Source organism: uncultured Paraglaciecola sp., assembly GCF_963977085.1.
Classification (GTDB): domain Bacteria; phylum Pseudomonadota; class Gammaproteobacteria; order Enterobacterales; family Alteromonadaceae; genus Paraglaciecola.
Map to the genome: position 1 here is coordinate 70,672 of NZ_CAXBNC010000013.1, position 18,496 is coordinate 89,167.

Genomic DNA, 18,496 nt, shown 5'->3' on the forward strand with positions numbered 1-18,496 from the left:
AAACGCTAATTATAATCCGTTACAGACTACGTTTGAGCAATACTCTGCTGAGTAAAACTACGACCCAAATTGCAATGTAAATAGCAAAAATGACTATCATCCATTGGGGCATGCTCATATCAAAAAATGACCAGTCGATATCACCGCAATCCCCTGTTGCTGCGAATATATTCGGAAGCCATTCATGTAAAGGTGCCCAAGAAGGGAAGTTGGGTACAAATTCGCAAGTGGCAAAAAATGGGTTGGCGGCAGTTTGAATATCCACATGTTCAATGGCTATGAGTAACCCCCAGATTGCCGATATTCCCCAGCCAATATAGCCAATTAATCGGGTGATAAGGTTATTCACTAACATTGCTGGTATTGCCGCGAACATTATGCCAAAAACAGCGGTTCGCTGATAAATACACATAATGCAGGGGCGCAAATCCATAATATGTTGGAAGCACAACGCAGCTATTTCCAAGCACAATGCAGAAACAAATAATAGTCCCCAGGCACGCTTGTCAGTAGCTAATAAAGATAGTTTATTTAGCAATGTTATGTCCTTAATTAATGAGGGGCTGCGCCGGGTATTATTCCAGAGTGGTGCTCTACAAAGTGCATCTCATACAACCATTGTGTTAAGTCATACAATCCGAAGTAAGTGGCCGCCAAGCCAACTAGCGTCAACACAACTGTGTAAGGTAATGCCATGTACACCATAGTGCCGTATGACAATCTCAGTAACGGAGCAATGGCTGACGTTAATAAGAATAAGAAGGCCGCTTGACCGTTAGGGGTTGCTACACTTGGTAAGTTAGTACCGGTATTAATAGCCACGGCCAACATATCAAATTGGTCACGTGTGATAGCGCCATGGTTAAGTGCAGCTGTGACCTCAGTAATGTATACCGAACCCACAAAAACATTGTCACTGACCATAGATAACAGCCCATTGGCTAAATAAAACATCACTAACTGAGTTTTTCCTTCAAAGGTTAATACCCAGCTGATCACTGGACTAAACAACCCTTGATCAATTATCACTGCGACTACACCAAAAAAGACACATAACAAGGCAGTAAAAGGCAATGCTTCTTCAAAGGCCTTGCCTATAGAGTGTTCATCAATTACGCCACTCATAGAGGTCGCCAAGACAATAATAGACAATCCAATTAATCCTACTGCAGCAAAATGGCCTGCTAAACCTATCACTAACCAAACAGCAATTAGGCCTTGTACGGCTAAGCGAACTTTGTCTTGGGTGGTTAGGTTGGCTTCGATATCTTTATCATAATCAGTCAATATTTGTCTTACGACAGCTGGTAATTGTGCGCCATAACTAAAGAGTTTAAATTTTTCCACGACAAAAGTGGTGGTCAATCCAGCAATAAACACTGGAATGGTAATAGGAGACATTCGAATAAAGAACTCTACAAAGTCCCAGCCAGCTTTGTCAGCAATAATAAGGTTTTGTGGTTCTCCCACCATAGTCATTACGCCACCTAAAGCGGTACCTACACCAGCATGCATCATGAGATTACGTAAAAATGCTCTGAAATCTTCTAAATCATCGCGCTTTGGGGTAGGCACTTCATCGTCATGGGAATGATCGTGATCAGAATTAAAATCTTTACCTGATGCTACTTTATGGTAAATGGAGTAGAAGCCTAAGCCTACGGTAATGATTACGGCTACCACAGTTAATGCGTCTAAGAATGCTGACAAAAATGCACATGCCGCAGCGAACGCCAATGATAGGGCAATTTTGTTTTGGAGCTTTATCAGTAATTTAGTGAAAAGGTAAAGCAATAACCCTTTCATAAAGTAGATACCGGCCACCATAAAGACTAACAGTAAAATGACCTCAATATTGACCACCATTTCATGCTTCATATGTTCAGGCGATGTCATGCCAATAAACATTGCCTCCATCAACAAAAGTCCGCCAGGTTGCAGTGGATAACATTTTAATGCCATGGCTAAGGTAAAAATAAATTCTACAACTAAGGCCCAACCTGCAATGTAAGGGTTAAATATGAATAAAATTGGGTTAATGACAAGAAAGGCAATAACAGCCTGTTTGTACCAATTTGGGGCTTTTCCCAAAAAATTGGCGGCGACTGCTTGAGGTACTGACATTTGCATAAGCAAAGTTCCTTGCTGAATATTATAATTATTGCGTCAACGTTAACCAGATTGTACCCACAAATTATTGCAAAATCCCATACTAAGCTCACAATAAGGTAAAATTTTTCTGGTTTTCAGTAATACTTTGTTAACATTTCAAAGTTTCGTTGTTACCTACAAAAATCATCTGGTACAATCAGTTTATAATATTGATAAAAACAATAACAATGAAGTGAGTGGTTGATGATATACAAGGCACAAAGCCCTGCAGGATTCGCTGAAGAATACATAGTTGAATCTATCTGGAGTGGACGCTTCCCTCCAGGCACAATTCTACCAGCAGAACGTGAATTATCTGAACTTATTGGTGTTACTCGCACCACTTTGCGGGAAGTGTTACAACGTTTAGCTCGCGACGGTTGGTTAACTATCAAACACGGTAAGCCTACTAAGGTAAATAATTTCTGGGAAACTTCGGGACTTAATATTCTAGAGACTCTGGCTAGACTTGACGAAGATGGGATCCCCGAACTTGTAGATCACTTGTTGGCTGCTCGCACGAATTTAAGCGCGGTGTTTATTCGTGGAGCCATCCGTAATCAGCAAGAGAAAACCATTGAAATATTAAATAATCATAGTGATATTCCTGATGATGGTAAAATTTTTGCTCAGTCAGATTATCAACTTAATCATGATCTCGCTTTTGCCTCTGGAAATCCTGTTTATGTATTGATGATGAACGGCTTTAGAGGACTGTACTCACGAATTGGGGGCTATTATTTCTCGAACCAAGATTCTAGAGATTTAACTCGCGGTTATTATAAGCAATTATTAGAGCTTGCAGAGAAGGGCGATTACGAGAAAGTACCCTTAGTCATCAGAGATTATGGCATTGAAAGTGGTAAAATTTGGCAAGAGTTACGTGCTGATATGCCCAAAGGGTTAGTAGACTAAACAATAAATTCAGGTTTTATGCGGCTGGCAGCTCTGTCAGCCTTCACAGCATTCAAAAAAGCATCTAAAAATAAAATCGATATATATCAATAGCATGTAATTGGTTTCCAGTTTAATTAAAACTATTCGTTCAATTAGTATGCGGTTTCTAATTCATTTCTTTAATCTTGTTAGTCATCCAGACAGGCTCATTTATTTAAACGAGGAAACACCCATGACTAAATTAGATACAATCAAAGGTAAAGTGAACGAAGCTGAAGAATTTGCACGTAAAATTTGGCTTGCAGGTTTGGGCGCATACGGTAAAAGTTTTGACGAAGCGCAAGGTCGCTACGAAAAAATCAGTGTTGAAGCGAGCAAATTGTTCGATGAGCTAGTGGTGAAAGGTTCTAAAATTGAGACTGAAGCCAAAGACAAATTTCAAGTAAAAGACAAAGTAGAAACCCGTGTAGCAGAAGTGCGTAAGAAATTAGGCTTAGATTCTGTCAGTGCCGATCAAAAAGTGGAAGAATTATCAGCAAAAATTGATGCCCTTACTGACGCAGTCGCAAAACTCGCTGCTAAGTAATTTTCACCATACCCAACATAGGTTCAGGGCAATCACTGCAAGACTGTGTTGGGCTCTTTTTATTCGCACTGTATTAGTGTGAGCTAAGATAACTAGGAGAATCAATTTGAATTCAGCTAAAAAAACTCTCGCAATGGCACACCAATCATGGCTAGTTGCAGTAGGAGCTTACGACAGCGGGCGTGAAAAAACCGTCGATAAAATTGACCAACTATTTGTTGAAGGCTCACAATTTTTCAATGATTTGCTAGAAAAAGGCGAGTCAATTGAATCTCAAATACAAGCAAAACTAGAGGCCAGAAGTATGTTAAAAGACAAAATTTCAGCATTAAAAGCAAAACTTGGTTTCGGCAACGAAAATCGTGACCAACAAATCGATGTGTTGACTCAACGTGTAGATAGCTTAATTGAAGTGGTGGCTAAACTCGCCCAACAAAAAGCGGCTGAGCAAAAAGCAACCACAGCAAGTGCCACTAAAAAAGCACCTGCCAAGAGAGCGACTAAACCTGCAGCCAAGGCAACTGCAACCAAAGCACCAGCTAAATCGGCGGCTAAACCTGCAGCCAAGGCAACCGCAACCAAAGCGCCAGCTAAAACCGCGGCTAAACCTGCTGCTAAGGCAACTGCAACTAAAGCGCCAGCTAAAACGGCGACTAAACCAGCAGCTAAAACAACCGCAACCAAAGCGCCAGCTAAAACCGCGGCTAAACCTGCAGCCAAGGCAACCGCAACTAAAGCGCCAGCTAAAACGGCAGCTAAGTCAGCAGAAGAAGCGACAGCAACCAAAGCTGTAACCGAGAAACCTGCGAGCGAAGTGCAAGCAGACACTAAAGATTAACGAATGAGATTTTAAACCCCTTCAATCTCAATGTTGTTAATGAAGCCGCTACTTTAGTGGCTTTTTTTTAGAGGTGTTTTTTGTTCAAAGTAGTGGAAGTCATTGCCGCGAGTAGGGAGTTAATTTTTAATGGCATTCAAAATGCCATAGTGACTCAAAACCATCCAACTACGCTAGAGCACATAATAAGGTTTTGCTTATGCTCAAGCATTTTCGTTACTGGAGCTGGATAAGTTTGCCTGTATTTGTCTTCTTGTTCGCAGTGTGATCAGAGGAATAACGATAGGCGTGAGGCTGTAAGCAAGGCCAGCTAGGTACCCCAAAGATGACATAAACATTAAAGCAAACAGGGCAACCAAAAAGCCCAATATTGCCTGTGCCATCCACAATATTAGTTCTTTTTGTATCAATAATTGCTCCAACTCACTTAAGCATAGCTCGTCTGCTTTTGATTTTGCTCTTTGGTATAAACCAAAATGAATTAAAGCAATTAAGAAAAAACCGGCGCTGAATATCGCTAGCAGCACCGCGACTTCGGCGGTACTGGAAACTTGGAAATCGGCGGGAAACCAGCGCTGAGAGAACGCATAGAACATCAAATCCATTATTAGCTTGAGCGGATACACATAAACAAGAACGACAAAAATCAGGGCTAGAGTTAAAAAAGTCGAAACACCGTCATCCAGTCCAAAACGTTGGCTCCAGCGTCGATGAGATATCCAGATTAACATCATGACAGCAAAACTTGCGGCAAAAGATGGGATCCTTTGTAATGCAGTTAATAACTCTTGATAGTTCTGGGGAATTGTACTGAGTGAAATAACCAACATGGTAACGGCAAATGCAAATGCGGCATCAGAAAAAACCTCGATTCGAGTCATGTTTTCTCCACGCAACCTATATCCATTCTCTGTGGTTAATGACGAAAGGGATTGTTCAGTCCATCTCATTTTGTGCACCTTCTAAAAATCTTAGTTACCCTTGCCACAAACAATGGTCTCTTCACCTATATGGTAAATATTGTTGATTGCCACGTATGCTCCAGATACCACGCCAGTGATTGGTAGCAATAATAATCCACTGATTGAATAGTAGGTATTGGTCGCTTTAAAACCATTTATTATCCGCAATGTTTTACGATCACTAGAAATTTCACATTTGTTTACGGATGAAAAATCAACTATTGGCACCACCACACAGCCTGAAATAGACACTAAAGAGCATAAAACGCTCAGTATAATTTTCAATTAAAACTTTCCATTTTCATTATCCTTTTAGAAAACATAACATATCTATAGGGAGAGAAGGCTCTACAACGCCCTGATATTTTTGTTTAATCAATCTGGGTATTTTATTGGTAACTCGTTTAGTCTTTGGCTCAACGCTCTAATACCTGCCTCATTTTACGACCACCAACAGGCTTTAAGCCATTTCTTTGATAAAAATGTAATGTTCGCTCAAACTCTGGCAAAGGAGGAGTACATAGTTCAATGCATGACCAAGCATGCTCACTGCCGAAATTTTGAATTTGTTTTACTAACTTTGAACCCACGCCGGTAGCCCTGAACTCAGGAGAAACATAAAACTCTTGGATGACGCCGATTTTACCAGCAGCATAGAGTGCATAAGTTTCAGACATAGTAACAACAGCAATAGGCGTATTTTCGTAGATTCCGATAATTGCAGAGTAGTGGCCTCTCTCTAGGTAAAATGATACTTGTTTAAGAACTGTACAGTCTAGATTTTAGTTTTATCTTTTGCATGTATCTAATGCTTAACGCTATTCAGCATGCTAACCATTTACCACGCGCAATCCATTGTGCTCACTGAGTAACCTCGCTTCTCTTTGTTTTAACTTGGTTAAGTAGTCTCTGATGGTTTTGCTGATCATGGTATTGCGTTTAATTAAGTCGAGCTGCGGCCAAGTGGCGCGTTCGCCATGTTGGATGAGTTCTTGGATGCTTTTTAAGCTGGGGTTTGAACCTATGTGTTTTAAATTAGCCAAAGTGGCGCTAGGCAAAATATTGATATCACCTACGTATTGTTGATCAACAATAGAACGCACTTTGTGAATGCCTAATCTGGCGGCGCGGTGGCTAATCAGATTTTCAAGTATATCAAAGGCATAAATGCTGTTCACTTTGGCAATTTTGGCTGCGTAGCGCCAGGTTAAGCTAACTAATCCAGTGGTGTCTCTTTTGTCCCTGGCCAAAAAGGGCACTGCAATTAAGTTGGTTTGACTGACAATACTGTGGTTGACGCCGTATAGTCGGGCTAATCGGTCAAAGGGTAGGTCGGCCATAATAGAGCCGTCTGCAAAACGTCGGTTGGGAATATAAGGCACAATTTCACCTGCTCTGTTTTTGGCTTTTAATTGTACTGGTGTAAACAATAGAGGTATCGCAGTTGAAGCTCTGACCGCCTGAGTAATAATGGCGTTGGGTGAAGTTTTAGCATTTAACAAACGTGAATGTTGATGCAGGTCGGCCGGAGAAACCGTGATGGTCATATGTCTGCCGGTTTTTTTGAAGGCTTCTTCAAAAGTAGTGAGATCAAACAATTCAATCAAGGCGTTTTCGAGATTACTACTGTCGAGCAAACTGTTTTTGCCAAAGCCTTGCCATAATCGCCATTGTTTGAACTTTTGCTGGATAAACTCTGGTTTAATCACCTCTAATAACTCTTCATTGGTGCGTGTGCCAACGAGCGCTGCAATAATAGACCCCGCACTGGCACCCGATATCACTTTGGGCAGTAGATCATGCTCTACTAAAGATTTAATCACACCACAATGGAAAAAACCAAGGCCTGCACCGCCACTTAACATTAAGCAACTGCGGCCAAAAGCTTGTGCCGTTTCCTCAAAGAAAGATAATTTTTCGTAGAAGTCGATTTCATTTTCATCGGCTTGGTAGATAAAATCTAAGGCACCGCAGACTTCTTGGATAAATTCTTCAATTAGCTGTTTGGTGCCAAGCTTAGCGTGTTGATTCAGTGCAGATGAGGCAATATTACCTAAGTTGCCGTGTAAACCTTCGTGTAAAATATACATCAAACCGGATGCGTCACCGCTCACTCGGGCTTGTTTTATGCGTTGTACTCTTTTACGGATGAGTCGGTAATCATAGTCCTTGCATGGATCTTTGGCTTTCCATTCTTGGGCGCCAGACAATTCGTCATGAGCTAATGCTGCCTCGTAATACTCTTCGTAAGAGCGGGCGTGTTTCATGATATCTTGTAATTCAGAAAGGGTATGATTTGCCATGCAAGTCTCTCATTTTACTAGTCTGACCAGATATAACCGTAAAAAATTAGAAATTGCTACCCAAAATTAAAGATGTTTGGCTATGACAGTTATAAACAAAATTGTTTTCTGTGCTAACTGGTTGTATTTAAAAAGGGTTTTATTTGGATAATTTTCAAGCTAGGGTATTTTTAGATTGACCATTCTAATTCCAATAGTTAGCCTCGTAGGTGGCTGATGTAAGCCACAAAATAATAATGAACAGGCGCAACTGCTTTATATGGAATTATTTGATCAACTCATTGCTCATCTCCCTTTGTTATCTATCCCTTTTATTAGCGCGATAGTGGGTTGGTCTACTAATTTTTTAGCTGTTAGAATGATGTTTTATCCCATCGAATTTATTGGCTTTAAGCCATTTTGGGGTTGGCAAGGTTTAATCCCAGCTAAACGCCGAGAAATGGCAGAAATTGAAGTTGAACTAGTGCTGGGTAAATTACTCAGCGTACAAGAATTAGCCGATCGCATTGATCCTATAGAACTTACTAAAGCCATACAACGACGTCTTAAACAAACTATTCGCGTCATTATCAATGATGTAATGAAAGAGTCAGCCCCCCAATTGTGGGCCTCGTTGCCAGTGCATGGGAAAAATCTCGTGTACGCGAGGGTAGAAGCCGATATTCCCAATGTTGTGACAAAAATGGTGGATGATTTTAAATATAACATTGAAGAAATAGTCGATATTAAAGAGCTGGTGGTAGGGCAGTTAGTGAATGCTCCTGAACTTATTAACGAAATTTTCTTAAAGTCTGGTGAGAAAGAATTTCCCTTTATTGAAAAATCTGGCTTTTATTTTGGTTTTCTATTTGGCTTACCTACCATGGCAGTTTGGCTGTTTTATCCTACTTGGTGGGTATTACCAGTAGGTGGTTTGATTGTAGGTTATGCCACAAACTGGATCGCTTTAAAGATCATTTTTGAACCTAAACACCCCGTTAAATTTATGGGTTTCACTATTCAAGGTATGTTTTTAAAACGCCAGAAAGAAGTCTCTCGGGTGTATGCAGATATTATTGAGGCGAAATTAATGACCTCAAAAAATATTATGGAAATTGCGGTACACGGTTCTGGCTCAGGGCAATTGTTGGAGTTGATTGAATTACATGTAAATGATGCAATCGAACGTTATGTGGCTATCGCACAGCCCTATTTTGCCTTAGGAGTGGGTTCTGACTCTTATTATAAAATGAAAGCTCTGGCTACTCAGCGTATTTTTGAGGATTCAGAAAAGTATTTAGCTTATGCCTATGAATACACCAATAAAGCCCTAAGAATTGGTGATGACCTATGTGAGCGCATGCAAGCGTTAACCCCTGAAGAATTTGAAGGTGTGCTACGCCCAGCCTACGAAGCCGATGAGTGGAAGCTGATAGTAACGGGGGCTTTGTTAGGGATGGGCGCAGGGTTTATGCAGTTGTATCTGGTGTTTATGTAGAAAAATCGCCACAACTCAAAGTAAAAAGTTAATCTATTTTTATACGCTTTGCGTAGACGTCGGTATGAAAACCATTTTACTTGTTCTTTTTATCATGCAATGCGCAAATGTATCAGCTCAGATGAAAATTGATTTTTCTGATCCTCAGGAACTCCTCTATTGGTATCGAGTAAACGATAGCGTTATGGGCGGAGTGTCTCAGTCGAATTTACGATTAGAAGACGACCAAACATATTTTGAAGGAAACCTTTCTTTAGAAAATAATGGTGGTTTTGCGTCAGTTAGGCGGGTGGGGCCTCTTTCCCTTGGAAGTGGCAATAAGCCTATTTTGCTGGAAATTAATGGTGATGGACGAATTTACCAATTGCGTCTTAGAACCAATAAGACACTTGATGGTGTCGCTTATGTAGCAAAGTTTACGAGTAAGGTCGATGAATGGCAAACATTGACGTTCACTGAAGATGACTTTGTGGCTCAATTTCGTGGACGTTTGGTTAGTCGAGCTCCGTCATTATTATTTACTGATGTTAAACAATTAGGCTTTATGCTTGCTGACAAACAAGCTGGAGACTTTCAATTGGCCATAAGAAGCATAAGGCAATAGGACATAGTGCTTTCGCACCTAGTTCAATTTTTATCTAAGAGTGCAAATATACCTATCAAGGATTGTGTCAGTTTATGTTTAGGCGCCAGCAAGATAAGAGGTTTTTTAGCTTGGTGTGATTCGCGCATTTTAACCGACTGGCCAATATATTCAGGTAACACTGGAAACCCTTCGGCGATTAACTCATTGATGATTTGTTTGGGTAAGTTGGCGTTTGTCATGTATTGGTTGGCAATGATCCCTTCAATTTCCAAGCTGTCATTATGATCTTCTTTTATCTCTGCTATTTTTTGTTGCAGGCTATATAAGCCTTGTCTAGCGAAGTCGTCGCAATCAATAGGTATTAAACATCGTTGTGCTGCAATTAGTGCCGACATACTGTAAAAGTTGAGAGCAGGTGCTGTATCTATAAATATATGCTGGTAAGTGTCTTGAAGCGAATCCAAGGCTTCTCGTAATTTATAAATTTTATGCCTACTGTCTAACTCACTCTCTAACTCGGCTAATCGTTCTGAGCCGGCAATAATATCGAGATTTTCAACTTGTGTTGCTTGGCAGAAGTCACTGGCAGGACGTCTATGTAAATGAAAGGTAATGGTTTGCTCAAATAAATCCGCAATAGTAGAGTCTTTGGGCATATCAGTCATATTCAGATAGGCAGTGCTATTACACTGTGTATCTAAGTCAATGAGTAAGGTTCGGTATCCCTGACTAGCAGAGATGGCCGCTAGATTAACGGCCAAGCTAGATTTGCCGACACCGCCTTTTTTGTTGAACAGTACTCTAATCATAGTTTGTCCTAAATAGTGGTTCTATGCCTTAAAAGACAAAAGCTTTATTTTCAAACACTTGCACTACATGCTCGCAGTGTGGAATGATACAACATGCTCCATCACTTTTTGGTGATAATAAAATGAAAACGGCTCAGCGTATATTAGTCACTGCCTTGGATATTTTTAATCAGCAAGGCGAGAACAACGTTAGTAGTGTCGAGATTGCAATGGAACTAGATATCAGTCCAGGCAATTTGTATTATCATTTTAAAGGTAAAGAAGTAATAGTGGCAGCACTGTTTGAGCTTTATCAACAACAAATGCGCGCCATTTTAGATGCGCCTAGCAATCAAACTGATACTTTCCTTAGTATTGAAGATTTTTTTTATTATCTTTACCTCATTATCGAAAAAAATCACTTGTTTCGATTCTTATATCGTAATCCCAGTGACTTAACCGACAAATACCCTAAAGTGGCCAAGGGTTTTATTAAGTTGATGGTCGCCCAGGAACGCTGTGTGACCGAACTTTTGGCGAAGTTTGTCGAGCAAAAATCTATTACAGCGTCTGCTGGCCAGTGTAAACAAATGGTTGAAATCATAGGCTTAGTATTTAGTCAGGCTGGCAATTATTATACTTTGAAAGGCCATGATATTAATGGTGACGAGTATTTATACAAAAGTTTGTCAGCCATTTTGTTTGCGTTATTACCTCATATTAATATTGAACCGGGTGAGTTACATCATTTACAAGAGGCCATTGTCAATCGAGAATTCTCTAATGAAGATTAATGGGTATTTGCCTGAGTTTGGGTTTAAAAGGATGACATTATGAGTAAAAAGCTAACCTTTCTTGATAAGACTTTTTGGCTCACCGAGTCTGAAGATAACCCAAAACATGTAGCCAGTTTGCAACTTTTGAAAATGCCTGCTGAGGCCACAAAGGACTATGTAGATGAACTCGCTGCAGAAATGCGAGCCAACGACCAAGCTCGTGCACCCTTCAACTGCAGAGTAAAAACGTTTTTGGGGTACCCTTTAAAGTTTGTCCCTGTGAAACAATTAGACATGGATTATCATGTTCAGCTGCATTCAATCGAAGATTTAAACGATAAGCCTAGCTTACATAAGTTTATCGCCAGCTTACATGAACCCTGGTTAGCCAGAGACAAACCACTTTGGCAATTTCATTTAATTAAAGACAACAATACTCAGCAATTTGCGCTGTATATTAAAATTCATCATATGTGTGGTGATGGCAGTACGCTTATTCGTTGGTTTCAGGCAGGCTATAGCCCAGAACCGATTGTCACAGGTTTTGTGCCCGTTTGGTCAATGGACAGAACTCAAAGAAAACGTAATAAAGTCCACTGGTTTAAAGCTGCCTTTGGTGGCGTGTGGGGATTTTTTATTGCCACTAAAGATCTTATTTGGATCATATTTAGGTTATTGCTCAAGTTGCTTAGAGTGAACACAGACTACATGCCGTTACCCTTTTCAGGTACTAAAACTGTATTGACAGGGCAAGTAAAAAAAGGCCGTGCAATGGCAACCTTGGATATAGACTTTGCACGTATTAAAGCCCTAAGTAAACGCTTAAGAGCGTCGGCAAATGAAGTGATGTTATGTGTATTCGACATTGCGGTGCACCGTCAGCTTAGAGACTATGGGCATACATTTAAGAAAGCGTTATATACTAATATGCCAATCAATTTACGTAAGCCAGGAGAAACCACCTATGGTAATAAAATTGCCATAGTGCCAGTTGAACTCGCTCATGGGCATACTGATCCCTATCTTAGACTCAGAGAAATTATTGAGAATCATCGCAAAGTTAAACGGGCAGCAAAAGTTTCTCATCCCGCTTCGTTTAGTTATTACACCTTACTCATTCAAACTTATGCCATCATCTTTGAAATGTTGGGCTTATCGAATTGGGTCAAACCTATCGCCAACACTTTGGTATCCAATATGCCTGGGCCCAAGAAAAGAATGTACTATAAAGATAGTGAATTGCTTGCTGCCTACCCTGTTTCTACTATTACCCCAGGTGGTGGGGTGAATATCACTATGGTCACTTACAATGGGCAGGCCAACGTTGGCCTGGTGTGTTGCAACAATAAGATTGATAGTTTAGAACCTTTAAGGCGTTACTGCCTAGAAGCCTTTGAAATGTTAGAAAAGTGTGTGGATGATCCAAGTTTAAGTATTGCAGATATTGGTGAGGAGATTGACCAAGACGATGTGTCAATTGTTGACGATGAACCTTTTATCGACAAAAACAACAATAAATAAAATTGGGGGGCATATATTTCAGAAGTCGCAGTGAGCCCCCTCAACAACGCTGTTTTAAAAACTAATGGTGTAGATATATAAGAAACCTCGCATATCAGGGGCGTTTATTTACCTTTATTCGTTGTTCATCTTTGGTTTACAATGGAAACACTTCAATAAATTCTCCTCAGTCATGCACTAAGTGACCACAGCCTCGGTGATATATGCAATTTCCACAGCCCTTACATTTTAACAATCCAAGTCATTTTTTGGTTGAATTATAGTGTTAAACAAAAATACTCACTCTAGCTACAGCATTTCGGTAGATAGAATTGTTAATGGGATAAGTGGTAACGAAGACGGAAAGCCTTCTCTTTATCAACAAGCTGAAGATTACTTCAAGCAGCAGCCTTTAAACAAACAAAAGTTACAGCTAATAAAAACCGAAATTCAACAGGTTGTAGCGGCCAAAAAAGCGCAATCAGGCCCAAAAACGACACAACTCGATGAGCATTTGTTTTTACTTAAGAAAAAGTATCACCACGAACTTAATGTACAAAAGAACGCTAGGATTGCCAGACTAAACGATGCGGTAGATATGTGTCTTAACCTGCTGTCTTTGAGTGAAGGCCAAGACTTTGATGACACACAATTAAAAAGCGCTAAGTTTTTATCTACATTAGTACTTTTTTCACCTGGTACAGGTAAAAAATTAGCTGAGCTTCACCATAAATTAAAACCAGCCTATAAAGCCGTTTTAAGTTTGCGAGTACTAGACAAACTGGTGCTTGATGGCGTGGTAAAAAATGCCTATATGATGAGAAATTATGACCCAAAAATACGTTATGAACCTCAGGCAAGTGATTATATTTGTTATACCCAGTCGGTCATTTTGCCGATTATGCTTGCGGCAATTTTTCAGGATGTAGGTCTTAAACATCCTAACTTAATCGAACTTTTAGAAGGTGAGAACGGCGAAAAAGACCGGTTCCGTCTATTAGAAAAAGACGAGCGTGAAAAAATGTTGCGCTTGAATTATGACTATACCATTGATTATTTACAAAATGGTTTAGGTTGTCAGCAAGCCAGCGCGGATACAGCGGAAGAACAGGCTGCTTTTGATGAGTCTGAAAAGCAACGACTAAAATTTCAGCTTGGTTTAGTGATAGATGCGAATTGCGCAAAACAAGGTACCAGTGAAATCATAAAAATTCCGCAAATTTATGCATCTATTATTTTTTCAACCAAACGTGGCTTCCAACGAAAAAGTTATCCCACCGCTTCTATTTTGATAGAACAACTGGCTATCAAAAAGGTGGTCAGCAAACAAATCGCCAAGGTATTTGTGGATATTGTAGGTCATTTCCCGCTGGGTTATGGCATTGTTTACATACCTAAAGACATGAGAGGAAATGAATTAGATTTATACGAATACGCCATAGTGACCGAGTTAAACCCTAAGGTGTTAGATGAACCTATATGTCGACCAGTGACAAAAAATTTAATGTTCTTAACTTTTGGTAAAACGTTGGTTGTGGATAAAACTATCAATCTGCATTATCCGATTGCTCGTAAAAAATTAATGAAAATTGATCCCAAACGCTTAATTGAAATCATGGAAAAGTTAACCTACGACTTCAAGCCTGAGGAAAGTAAGGCATTTGTTCCTGACTACTGGGAGCCTTACAACTATTTTTGTGTAGAAGGTAATCAAAATTTATGGAATCGCAGTCGCTGAGTTTGCTCAGAATTTGAATCTCAGGTGCCCCTTTTCAACAACCACTTTTTTACCATATTGAATAAATAACCCTTCTTCAAAGTCGTTACTATCCAAACTATATTGCATGTCTTCACTGGCGGCTAATTTAACAATGATACTTTCAATTTGGGGTTTATGGTATTCCAGCACTTTTTGTTTGCTGCCGCTTAAATACACTTGTAAGTAACTCTGGGCTTCTTTGGCTGTGGTCCCAGTCATAATATTGAAGGCGGTTTTCATTGTGCCTGCGACCATAGATAAAACTGGGCTAGGCACAAAAAGGCTAATAAGATGGGTGGTATCTTTTAGAATCGCATATTCATCGTTTAACATCTGAATATCGGTAATACTTATGTCAGTTAACAGTACATTCTTTGTGTTGATATCATAGTAAGGTTTGGCTTGTACCACTAAAATAACGTGTGCGCGATAAATGGGGTTGCCAAGGTAAGTCACTTCAATGCCACCCAGTAATTCGCCTTGAATATAGTTAGAGTTAAATGGCATAGTAATTTTGGCTTGTGACAGGGTAAAACGCCCGTCTCCTCTGGGTACAGTAATAGGAAACGAAGTCGGTAAGTGAGGTTCAATTAACTGACTTATATCCTCTACTGAATAATCCACGTGTTTAAGTCGTTTTAGGTAGATAAGACACTTAGCTAGGAGCAAGCGAAATGATGATTTGATAGATTGCGAACTCAAACTAATGCTTCTCCATAAATATTTGTGATAATACTGTGCCCTATATGCATTTTATAACTAATTGAATTTTATTGTATAAAGTTATCTTGTTTGCAGGTCTGATAGATTATAGGAAAGTAACATTAAGATGGCTTTTTTGATACACTAACTGGTAGGACATCAGATGAGTGTTGTTAGCGCCCTAATAAGTGGTGACGCTGTTTCAAAGGTATTCTTAACAACAAAGATTCACATTATTCTAAGTTTCAAGTAAGTAGTCGATTCATGCAAAAAAATTCTCAAACACAATTCGATTTTATTATCATAGGAGCAGGTTCGGCAGGTGCCACCTTAGCTGCACGCCTGACTGAAAATAGTCAATTTAGTGTGTGTTTGATTGAAGCAGGTGGTGTTGATAAAAGTCCTTTTATTCATATTCCTTTTGGTTTGGCCTTTCTTTCCCGTATGACTAAATTAGGTTGGGAATACGATACCGAGCCACAATCCCATTTAAATAACCGCAAACTTTTTTGGCCTAGAGGCAAGGTATTGGGGGGCTCAAGTTCACTCAATGCAATGTGTTACATCCGCGGAGTTCCTGAAGATTATGATCTGTGGAGTGAGATGGGGGCCAAAGGATGGGACTGGCAATCAGTTTTACCTTATTTTAAAAAATCCGAAAAACAACAACATGGCGCAAGCGAATTACATGGTGCAGATGGTTACCTAAGTGTCAGTGATTTACGCCATACCAATCCACTTTCAAACTCCTTCGTTGCTGCGGCCCAAGACATAGGTCTGGCCACTGTCACAGATTTTAACAGTGCCGAGCGAGAAGGGTTGGGGTTTTATCAGGTAACACAGGAAAATGGGCAGCGCTGTTCAACCGCAAAAGGTTATTTAACCCCCGCCTTAACACGACCTAACTTAACGGTATTCACCAAGGCATTGGTTGAAAAAATTCAAATTAAAGACGGTGTGGCAACAGGGGTCAAACTGCAACTTAATGGTGAATCTATTGAACTGACTGCCAGCAAAGAAGTATTGTTATCAGCAGGCGCAATCAATTCACCTCAGGTATTGATGTTGTCTGGTGTCGGGCCAAAAGCACATTTAGCTGAAAAAGGTATTGAAACCCTAATAGATTTACCAGGAGTAGGGCAAAACCTTCAAGATCACCTCGATGCCATTGTCCAGCATCGCTGTAAAAGTCGCGAAAGTTACTCTATTTCACTGGCACTTATTCCCCGATATATCAAAGCGGCCTTTCATTATTTGTTTAATCGTAAAGGTTTACTGACCAGCAATGTAGCGGAGGCTGGGGGATTTGACAGAACACAAAGTGCAGGTGCTATCCCTAACCTTCAATATCATTTTTTACCGGCAATATTGCTGAATCATGGTCGTTCTACGGCGTTTGGTTACGGGTATGGAGTGCATGTATGTGGCCTGTACCCCAAAAGCCGAGGAGAAATTAAACTACGTTCGAATAATCCACAGGATCTTGCCATGATTGATCCTCATTATCTTGAACATCCTGATGATCAAAAAGTGATGATTGATGGAGTGCGACGAGCTAGAACCATTTTAGCGGCAGCTGCCTTTGATAAGTACCAATCCTGGGAAATTGGGCCGGGTCCAGAAGCACAAACTGATGAGCAAATATTAGCCTTTATCCGTAAAAAAGCCGAAACTATTTACCACCCAATAGGCACATGTAAAATGGGAGATATTGACGATGTGATGACAGTGGTAGCCCCTGATTTAAAAGTAAAAGGGGTAAAAGGTCTAAGAGTAGTGGATGCTTCTGTGATGCCAACCCTAGTTGGCGGAAATACCAATGCGCCTACCATAATGATTGCTGAACGTTGTGCAGATTTAATTAAACAACAATATCAATAACGCAGCTTTGGGCTTTAGGTGACATTCATAAAACTTTTGAATGGCATAGTAAGTTTGCGTTAAATTCGATATCTTTTGATTTATTCAAATGCCAAAAGAAGTGTCAAATGATGTGGGCTGTTAAATGGTTAGGTGTGTTGTTTTTATTTTCATTACTTTCGGGTTGTGTTGCATCAAATAAAACAACTTTGTCGGTCATGAGTGACCTAGAAAAGCCTAAAGCGAGTCTACAATGGCGCAGTGACTTATTTGAGTCAATTGACGTGCCATCCATTAATGATATCTTTAAATTAAGTGAAGAAAGTCAACACCACTTCTTAGATTATTACTATGCACAAACCAATCAAGCAACTGAAGGTCATATTCGCTTATATAACTACATCGATAACTTTTTAGATGGGTTTGATTACAAAGGTAAAACCTATAACGCCCATTTAGCTTCTACAGAGCGAGCGGGTAATTGCTTGTCTTTAGCTGTGTTGACTAAAGCCTATGCATCTCTCGTCAACCTCGATATTGAATTTAGAAAAGTCAATTCTGCACCCATATACCAGCGAAATGTAGGCGTGATGACCATATCATCGCACATACAATCACATCTTTATGCTCCCCAAAAGGCCAAAGAAAACAAACACAGTATTAATGTGCTTCGCTCAAAAATCATTATTGATTATTTTCCCTCGTCAAACAGATATATTGGTGGAGTAGTCGAGGATGTGGATTTTATCGCAATGTATTACCAGAATTTAGCCGCTGAAGCGATAGTGGAGGGGGAGTTTGACTTGGCCTATTCTTTGTTATCTGCAGCGATGGAGTTATCGCCAAATAATAGTGAGACTCTGAATACATTAGCGGTGTTACATAAGATAACAGGAAATAAGTCCCTTGCAGAAGTCATTTATCTAAGTGGAATTCAAGGCTCTCACAGTTCTGTCAGTATGCTCAGTAATTATATCTTGTTATTAAAAGAACAGAATCGTCTCGAAGAAGTAGCCTTAATGAAAGCTAAATATAGTGAAATTCGAGATGATAATCCCTATAGATGGTTCGATTTAGCAAACCAAGCCTATGTGCAAGAAAATTATTCACAAGCTCTAATATATTATCAAAAGTCTATTCAAACAGCTCCTTACTTACATGAAAGTTTTTTTGGACAGGCAAAAACCTACTTTCACTTAGGCATGCGACGTAAAGCTAAAATTTCCATGGAAAAGGCAGCAGAGTTGGCTTTCAAACCAAGTGATGAAAAGCTCTATTTAGCGAAGCTAAATTCCCTAATGTAAAATAACA

17 protein-coding genes and 1 pseudogene are annotated in these 18,496 nt (G+C 39.8%); 10 read left to right on the plus strand and 8 right to left on the minus strand.

Features of this window, described 5'->3' with window-relative positions; all coding sequences use genetic code 11:
* Window positions 1–19: 19 nt before the first annotated feature.
* Both dsbB and nhaB read right to left on the minus strand, forming a co-directional pair.
* Window positions 20–553, minus strand: a complete 534-nt coding sequence (gene dsbB / locus AAC000_RS15075) for a disulfide bond formation protein DsbB (protein WP_339723796.1) — start codon at window positions 551–553, stop codon at window positions 20–22.
* On the minus strand, window positions 553–2,130 hold the full coding sequence (gene nhaB / locus AAC000_RS15080) for a sodium/proton antiporter NhaB (RefSeq protein ID WP_339723704.1): 1,578 nt from the start codon (window positions 2,128–2,130) through the stop codon (window positions 553–555). The genes dsbB and nhaB overlap by 1 nt, the downstream gene beginning before the upstream one ends.
* A gap of 225 nt (window positions 2,131–2,355) precedes the next feature.
* Between nhaB and fadR the strand changes: the two genes are divergently transcribed.
* The 3 genes from fadR to AAC000_RS15095 all read left to right on the plus strand — a co-directional run bounded on the left by fadR (window position 2,356) and on the right by AAC000_RS15095 (window position 4,472).
* The gene (gene fadR / locus AAC000_RS15085; RefSeq protein ID WP_339723798.1) at window positions 2,356–3,066 is read left to right on the plus strand and encodes a fatty acid metabolism transcriptional regulator FadR; all 711 of its coding nucleotides are present in this window, start codon (window positions 2,356–2,358) and stop codon (window positions 3,064–3,066) included.
* 214 nt (window positions 3,067–3,280) lie between these two features.
* The gene (locus AAC000_RS15090) at window positions 3,281–3,634 is read left to right on the plus strand and encodes a hypothetical protein (RefSeq protein WP_339723705.1); all 354 of its coding nucleotides are present in this window, start codon (window positions 3,281–3,283) and stop codon (window positions 3,632–3,634) included.
* A 106-nt stretch (window positions 3,635–3,740) separates the two neighbouring features.
* Window positions 3,741–4,472 carry a hypothetical protein gene (locus AAC000_RS15095; protein WP_339723707.1) on the plus strand — a complete coding sequence of 244 codons (732 nt, stop codon included), beginning with the start codon at window positions 3,741–3,743 and terminating at the stop codon, window positions 4,470–4,472.
* A gap of 203 nt (window positions 4,473–4,675) precedes the next feature.
* On the opposite strand, the gene AAC000_RS15100 is transcribed toward AAC000_RS15095, so the two are convergent.
* The 4 genes and pseudogenes from AAC000_RS15100 to AAC000_RS15115 form a co-directional block, all read right to left on the minus strand.
* Window positions 4,676–5,422, minus strand: coding sequence for a TMEM175 family protein (locus AAC000_RS15100; protein ID WP_339723709.1), 747 nt, complete (start codon window positions 5,420–5,422; stop codon window positions 4,676–4,678).
* Window positions 5,423–5,443: 21 nt separating this feature from the next.
* Window positions 5,444–5,719, minus strand: a complete 276-nt coding sequence (locus AAC000_RS15105) for a hypothetical protein (protein WP_339723710.1) — start codon at window positions 5,717–5,719, stop codon at window positions 5,444–5,446.
* 131 nt (window positions 5,720–5,850) lie between these two features.
* A pseudogene (locus tag AAC000_RS15110) lies at window positions 5,851–6,162 on the minus strand (GNAT family N-acetyltransferase); the annotation flags it as partial.
* Window positions 6,163–6,264: 102 nt separating this feature from the next.
* Window positions 6,265–7,737: a DUF3336 domain-containing protein gene (locus AAC000_RS15115; protein WP_339723711.1), complete on the minus strand. Its 1,473-nt coding sequence runs from the start codon at window positions 7,735–7,737 to the stop codon at window positions 6,265–6,267.
* Between the two features lie 259 nt (window positions 7,738–7,996).
* Here AAC000_RS15115 and AAC000_RS15120 point away from each other — a divergent pair, with 259 nt between their 5' ends.
* Together AAC000_RS15120 and AAC000_RS15125 are read left to right on the plus strand one after the other, a co-directional pair.
* Window positions 7,997–9,214, plus strand: coding sequence for a DUF445 family protein (locus tag AAC000_RS15120; RefSeq protein WP_339723713.1), 1,218 nt, complete (start codon window positions 7,997–7,999; stop codon window positions 9,212–9,214).
* Between the two features lie 64 nt (window positions 9,215–9,278).
* A complete protein-coding gene (locus AAC000_RS15125; protein ID WP_339723715.1) occupies window positions 9,279–9,818 on the plus strand; it encodes a CIA30 family protein in 540 nt (179 codons plus the stop codon).
* A gap of 23 nt (window positions 9,819–9,841) precedes the next feature.
* Here the strand turns inward: AAC000_RS15125 and AAC000_RS15130 are convergent, their stop codons facing one another.
* Entirely contained in the window at window positions 9,842–10,609 is a 768-nt protein-coding gene (locus AAC000_RS15130) for a ParA family protein (RefSeq protein WP_339723717.1), read from the minus strand.
* Between the two features lie 83 nt (window positions 10,610–10,692).
* Between AAC000_RS15130 and AAC000_RS15135 the strand changes: the two genes are divergently transcribed.
* From AAC000_RS15135 to AAC000_RS15145, 3 genes are all read left to right on the plus strand, one after another.
* Complete coding sequence (locus AAC000_RS15135) at window positions 10,693–11,382, plus strand: TetR/AcrR family transcriptional regulator (RefSeq protein WP_339723718.1); 690 nt, start codon at window positions 10,693–10,695, stop codon at window positions 11,380–11,382.
* Between the two features lie 39 nt (window positions 11,383–11,421).
* Window positions 11,422–12,885: a wax ester/triacylglycerol synthase domain-containing protein gene (locus AAC000_RS15140; RefSeq protein ID WP_339723720.1), complete on the plus strand. Its 1,464-nt coding sequence runs from the start codon at window positions 11,422–11,424 to the stop codon at window positions 12,883–12,885.
* Window positions 12,886–13,147: 262 nt separating this feature from the next.
* Window positions 13,148–14,602: a hypothetical protein gene (locus tag AAC000_RS15145; protein WP_339723722.1), complete on the plus strand. Its 1,455-nt coding sequence runs from the start codon at window positions 13,148–13,150 to the stop codon at window positions 14,600–14,602.
* Window positions 14,603–14,608: 6 nt separating this feature from the next.
* On the opposite strand, the gene AAC000_RS15150 is transcribed toward AAC000_RS15145, so the two are convergent.
* On the minus strand, window positions 14,609–15,325 hold the full coding sequence (locus tag AAC000_RS15150; protein WP_339723724.1) for a hypothetical protein: 717 nt from the start codon (window positions 15,323–15,325) through the stop codon (window positions 14,609–14,611).
* Between the two features lie 264 nt (window positions 15,326–15,589).
* On the opposite strand from AAC000_RS15150, the gene AAC000_RS15155 reads away from it, so the two are divergent.
* Both AAC000_RS15155 and AAC000_RS15160 read left to right on the plus strand, forming a co-directional pair.
* Window positions 15,590–17,206 carry a choline dehydrogenase gene (locus tag AAC000_RS15155; RefSeq protein WP_339723725.1) on the plus strand — a complete coding sequence of 539 codons (1,617 nt, stop codon included), beginning with the start codon at window positions 15,590–15,592 and terminating at the stop codon, window positions 17,204–17,206.
* Between the two features lie 107 nt (window positions 17,207–17,313).
* Complete coding sequence (locus tag AAC000_RS15160) at window positions 17,314–18,489, plus strand: hypothetical protein (RefSeq protein ID WP_339723726.1); 1,176 nt, start codon at window positions 17,314–17,316, stop codon at window positions 18,487–18,489.
* Window positions 18,490–18,496 lie beyond the last annotated feature (7 nt).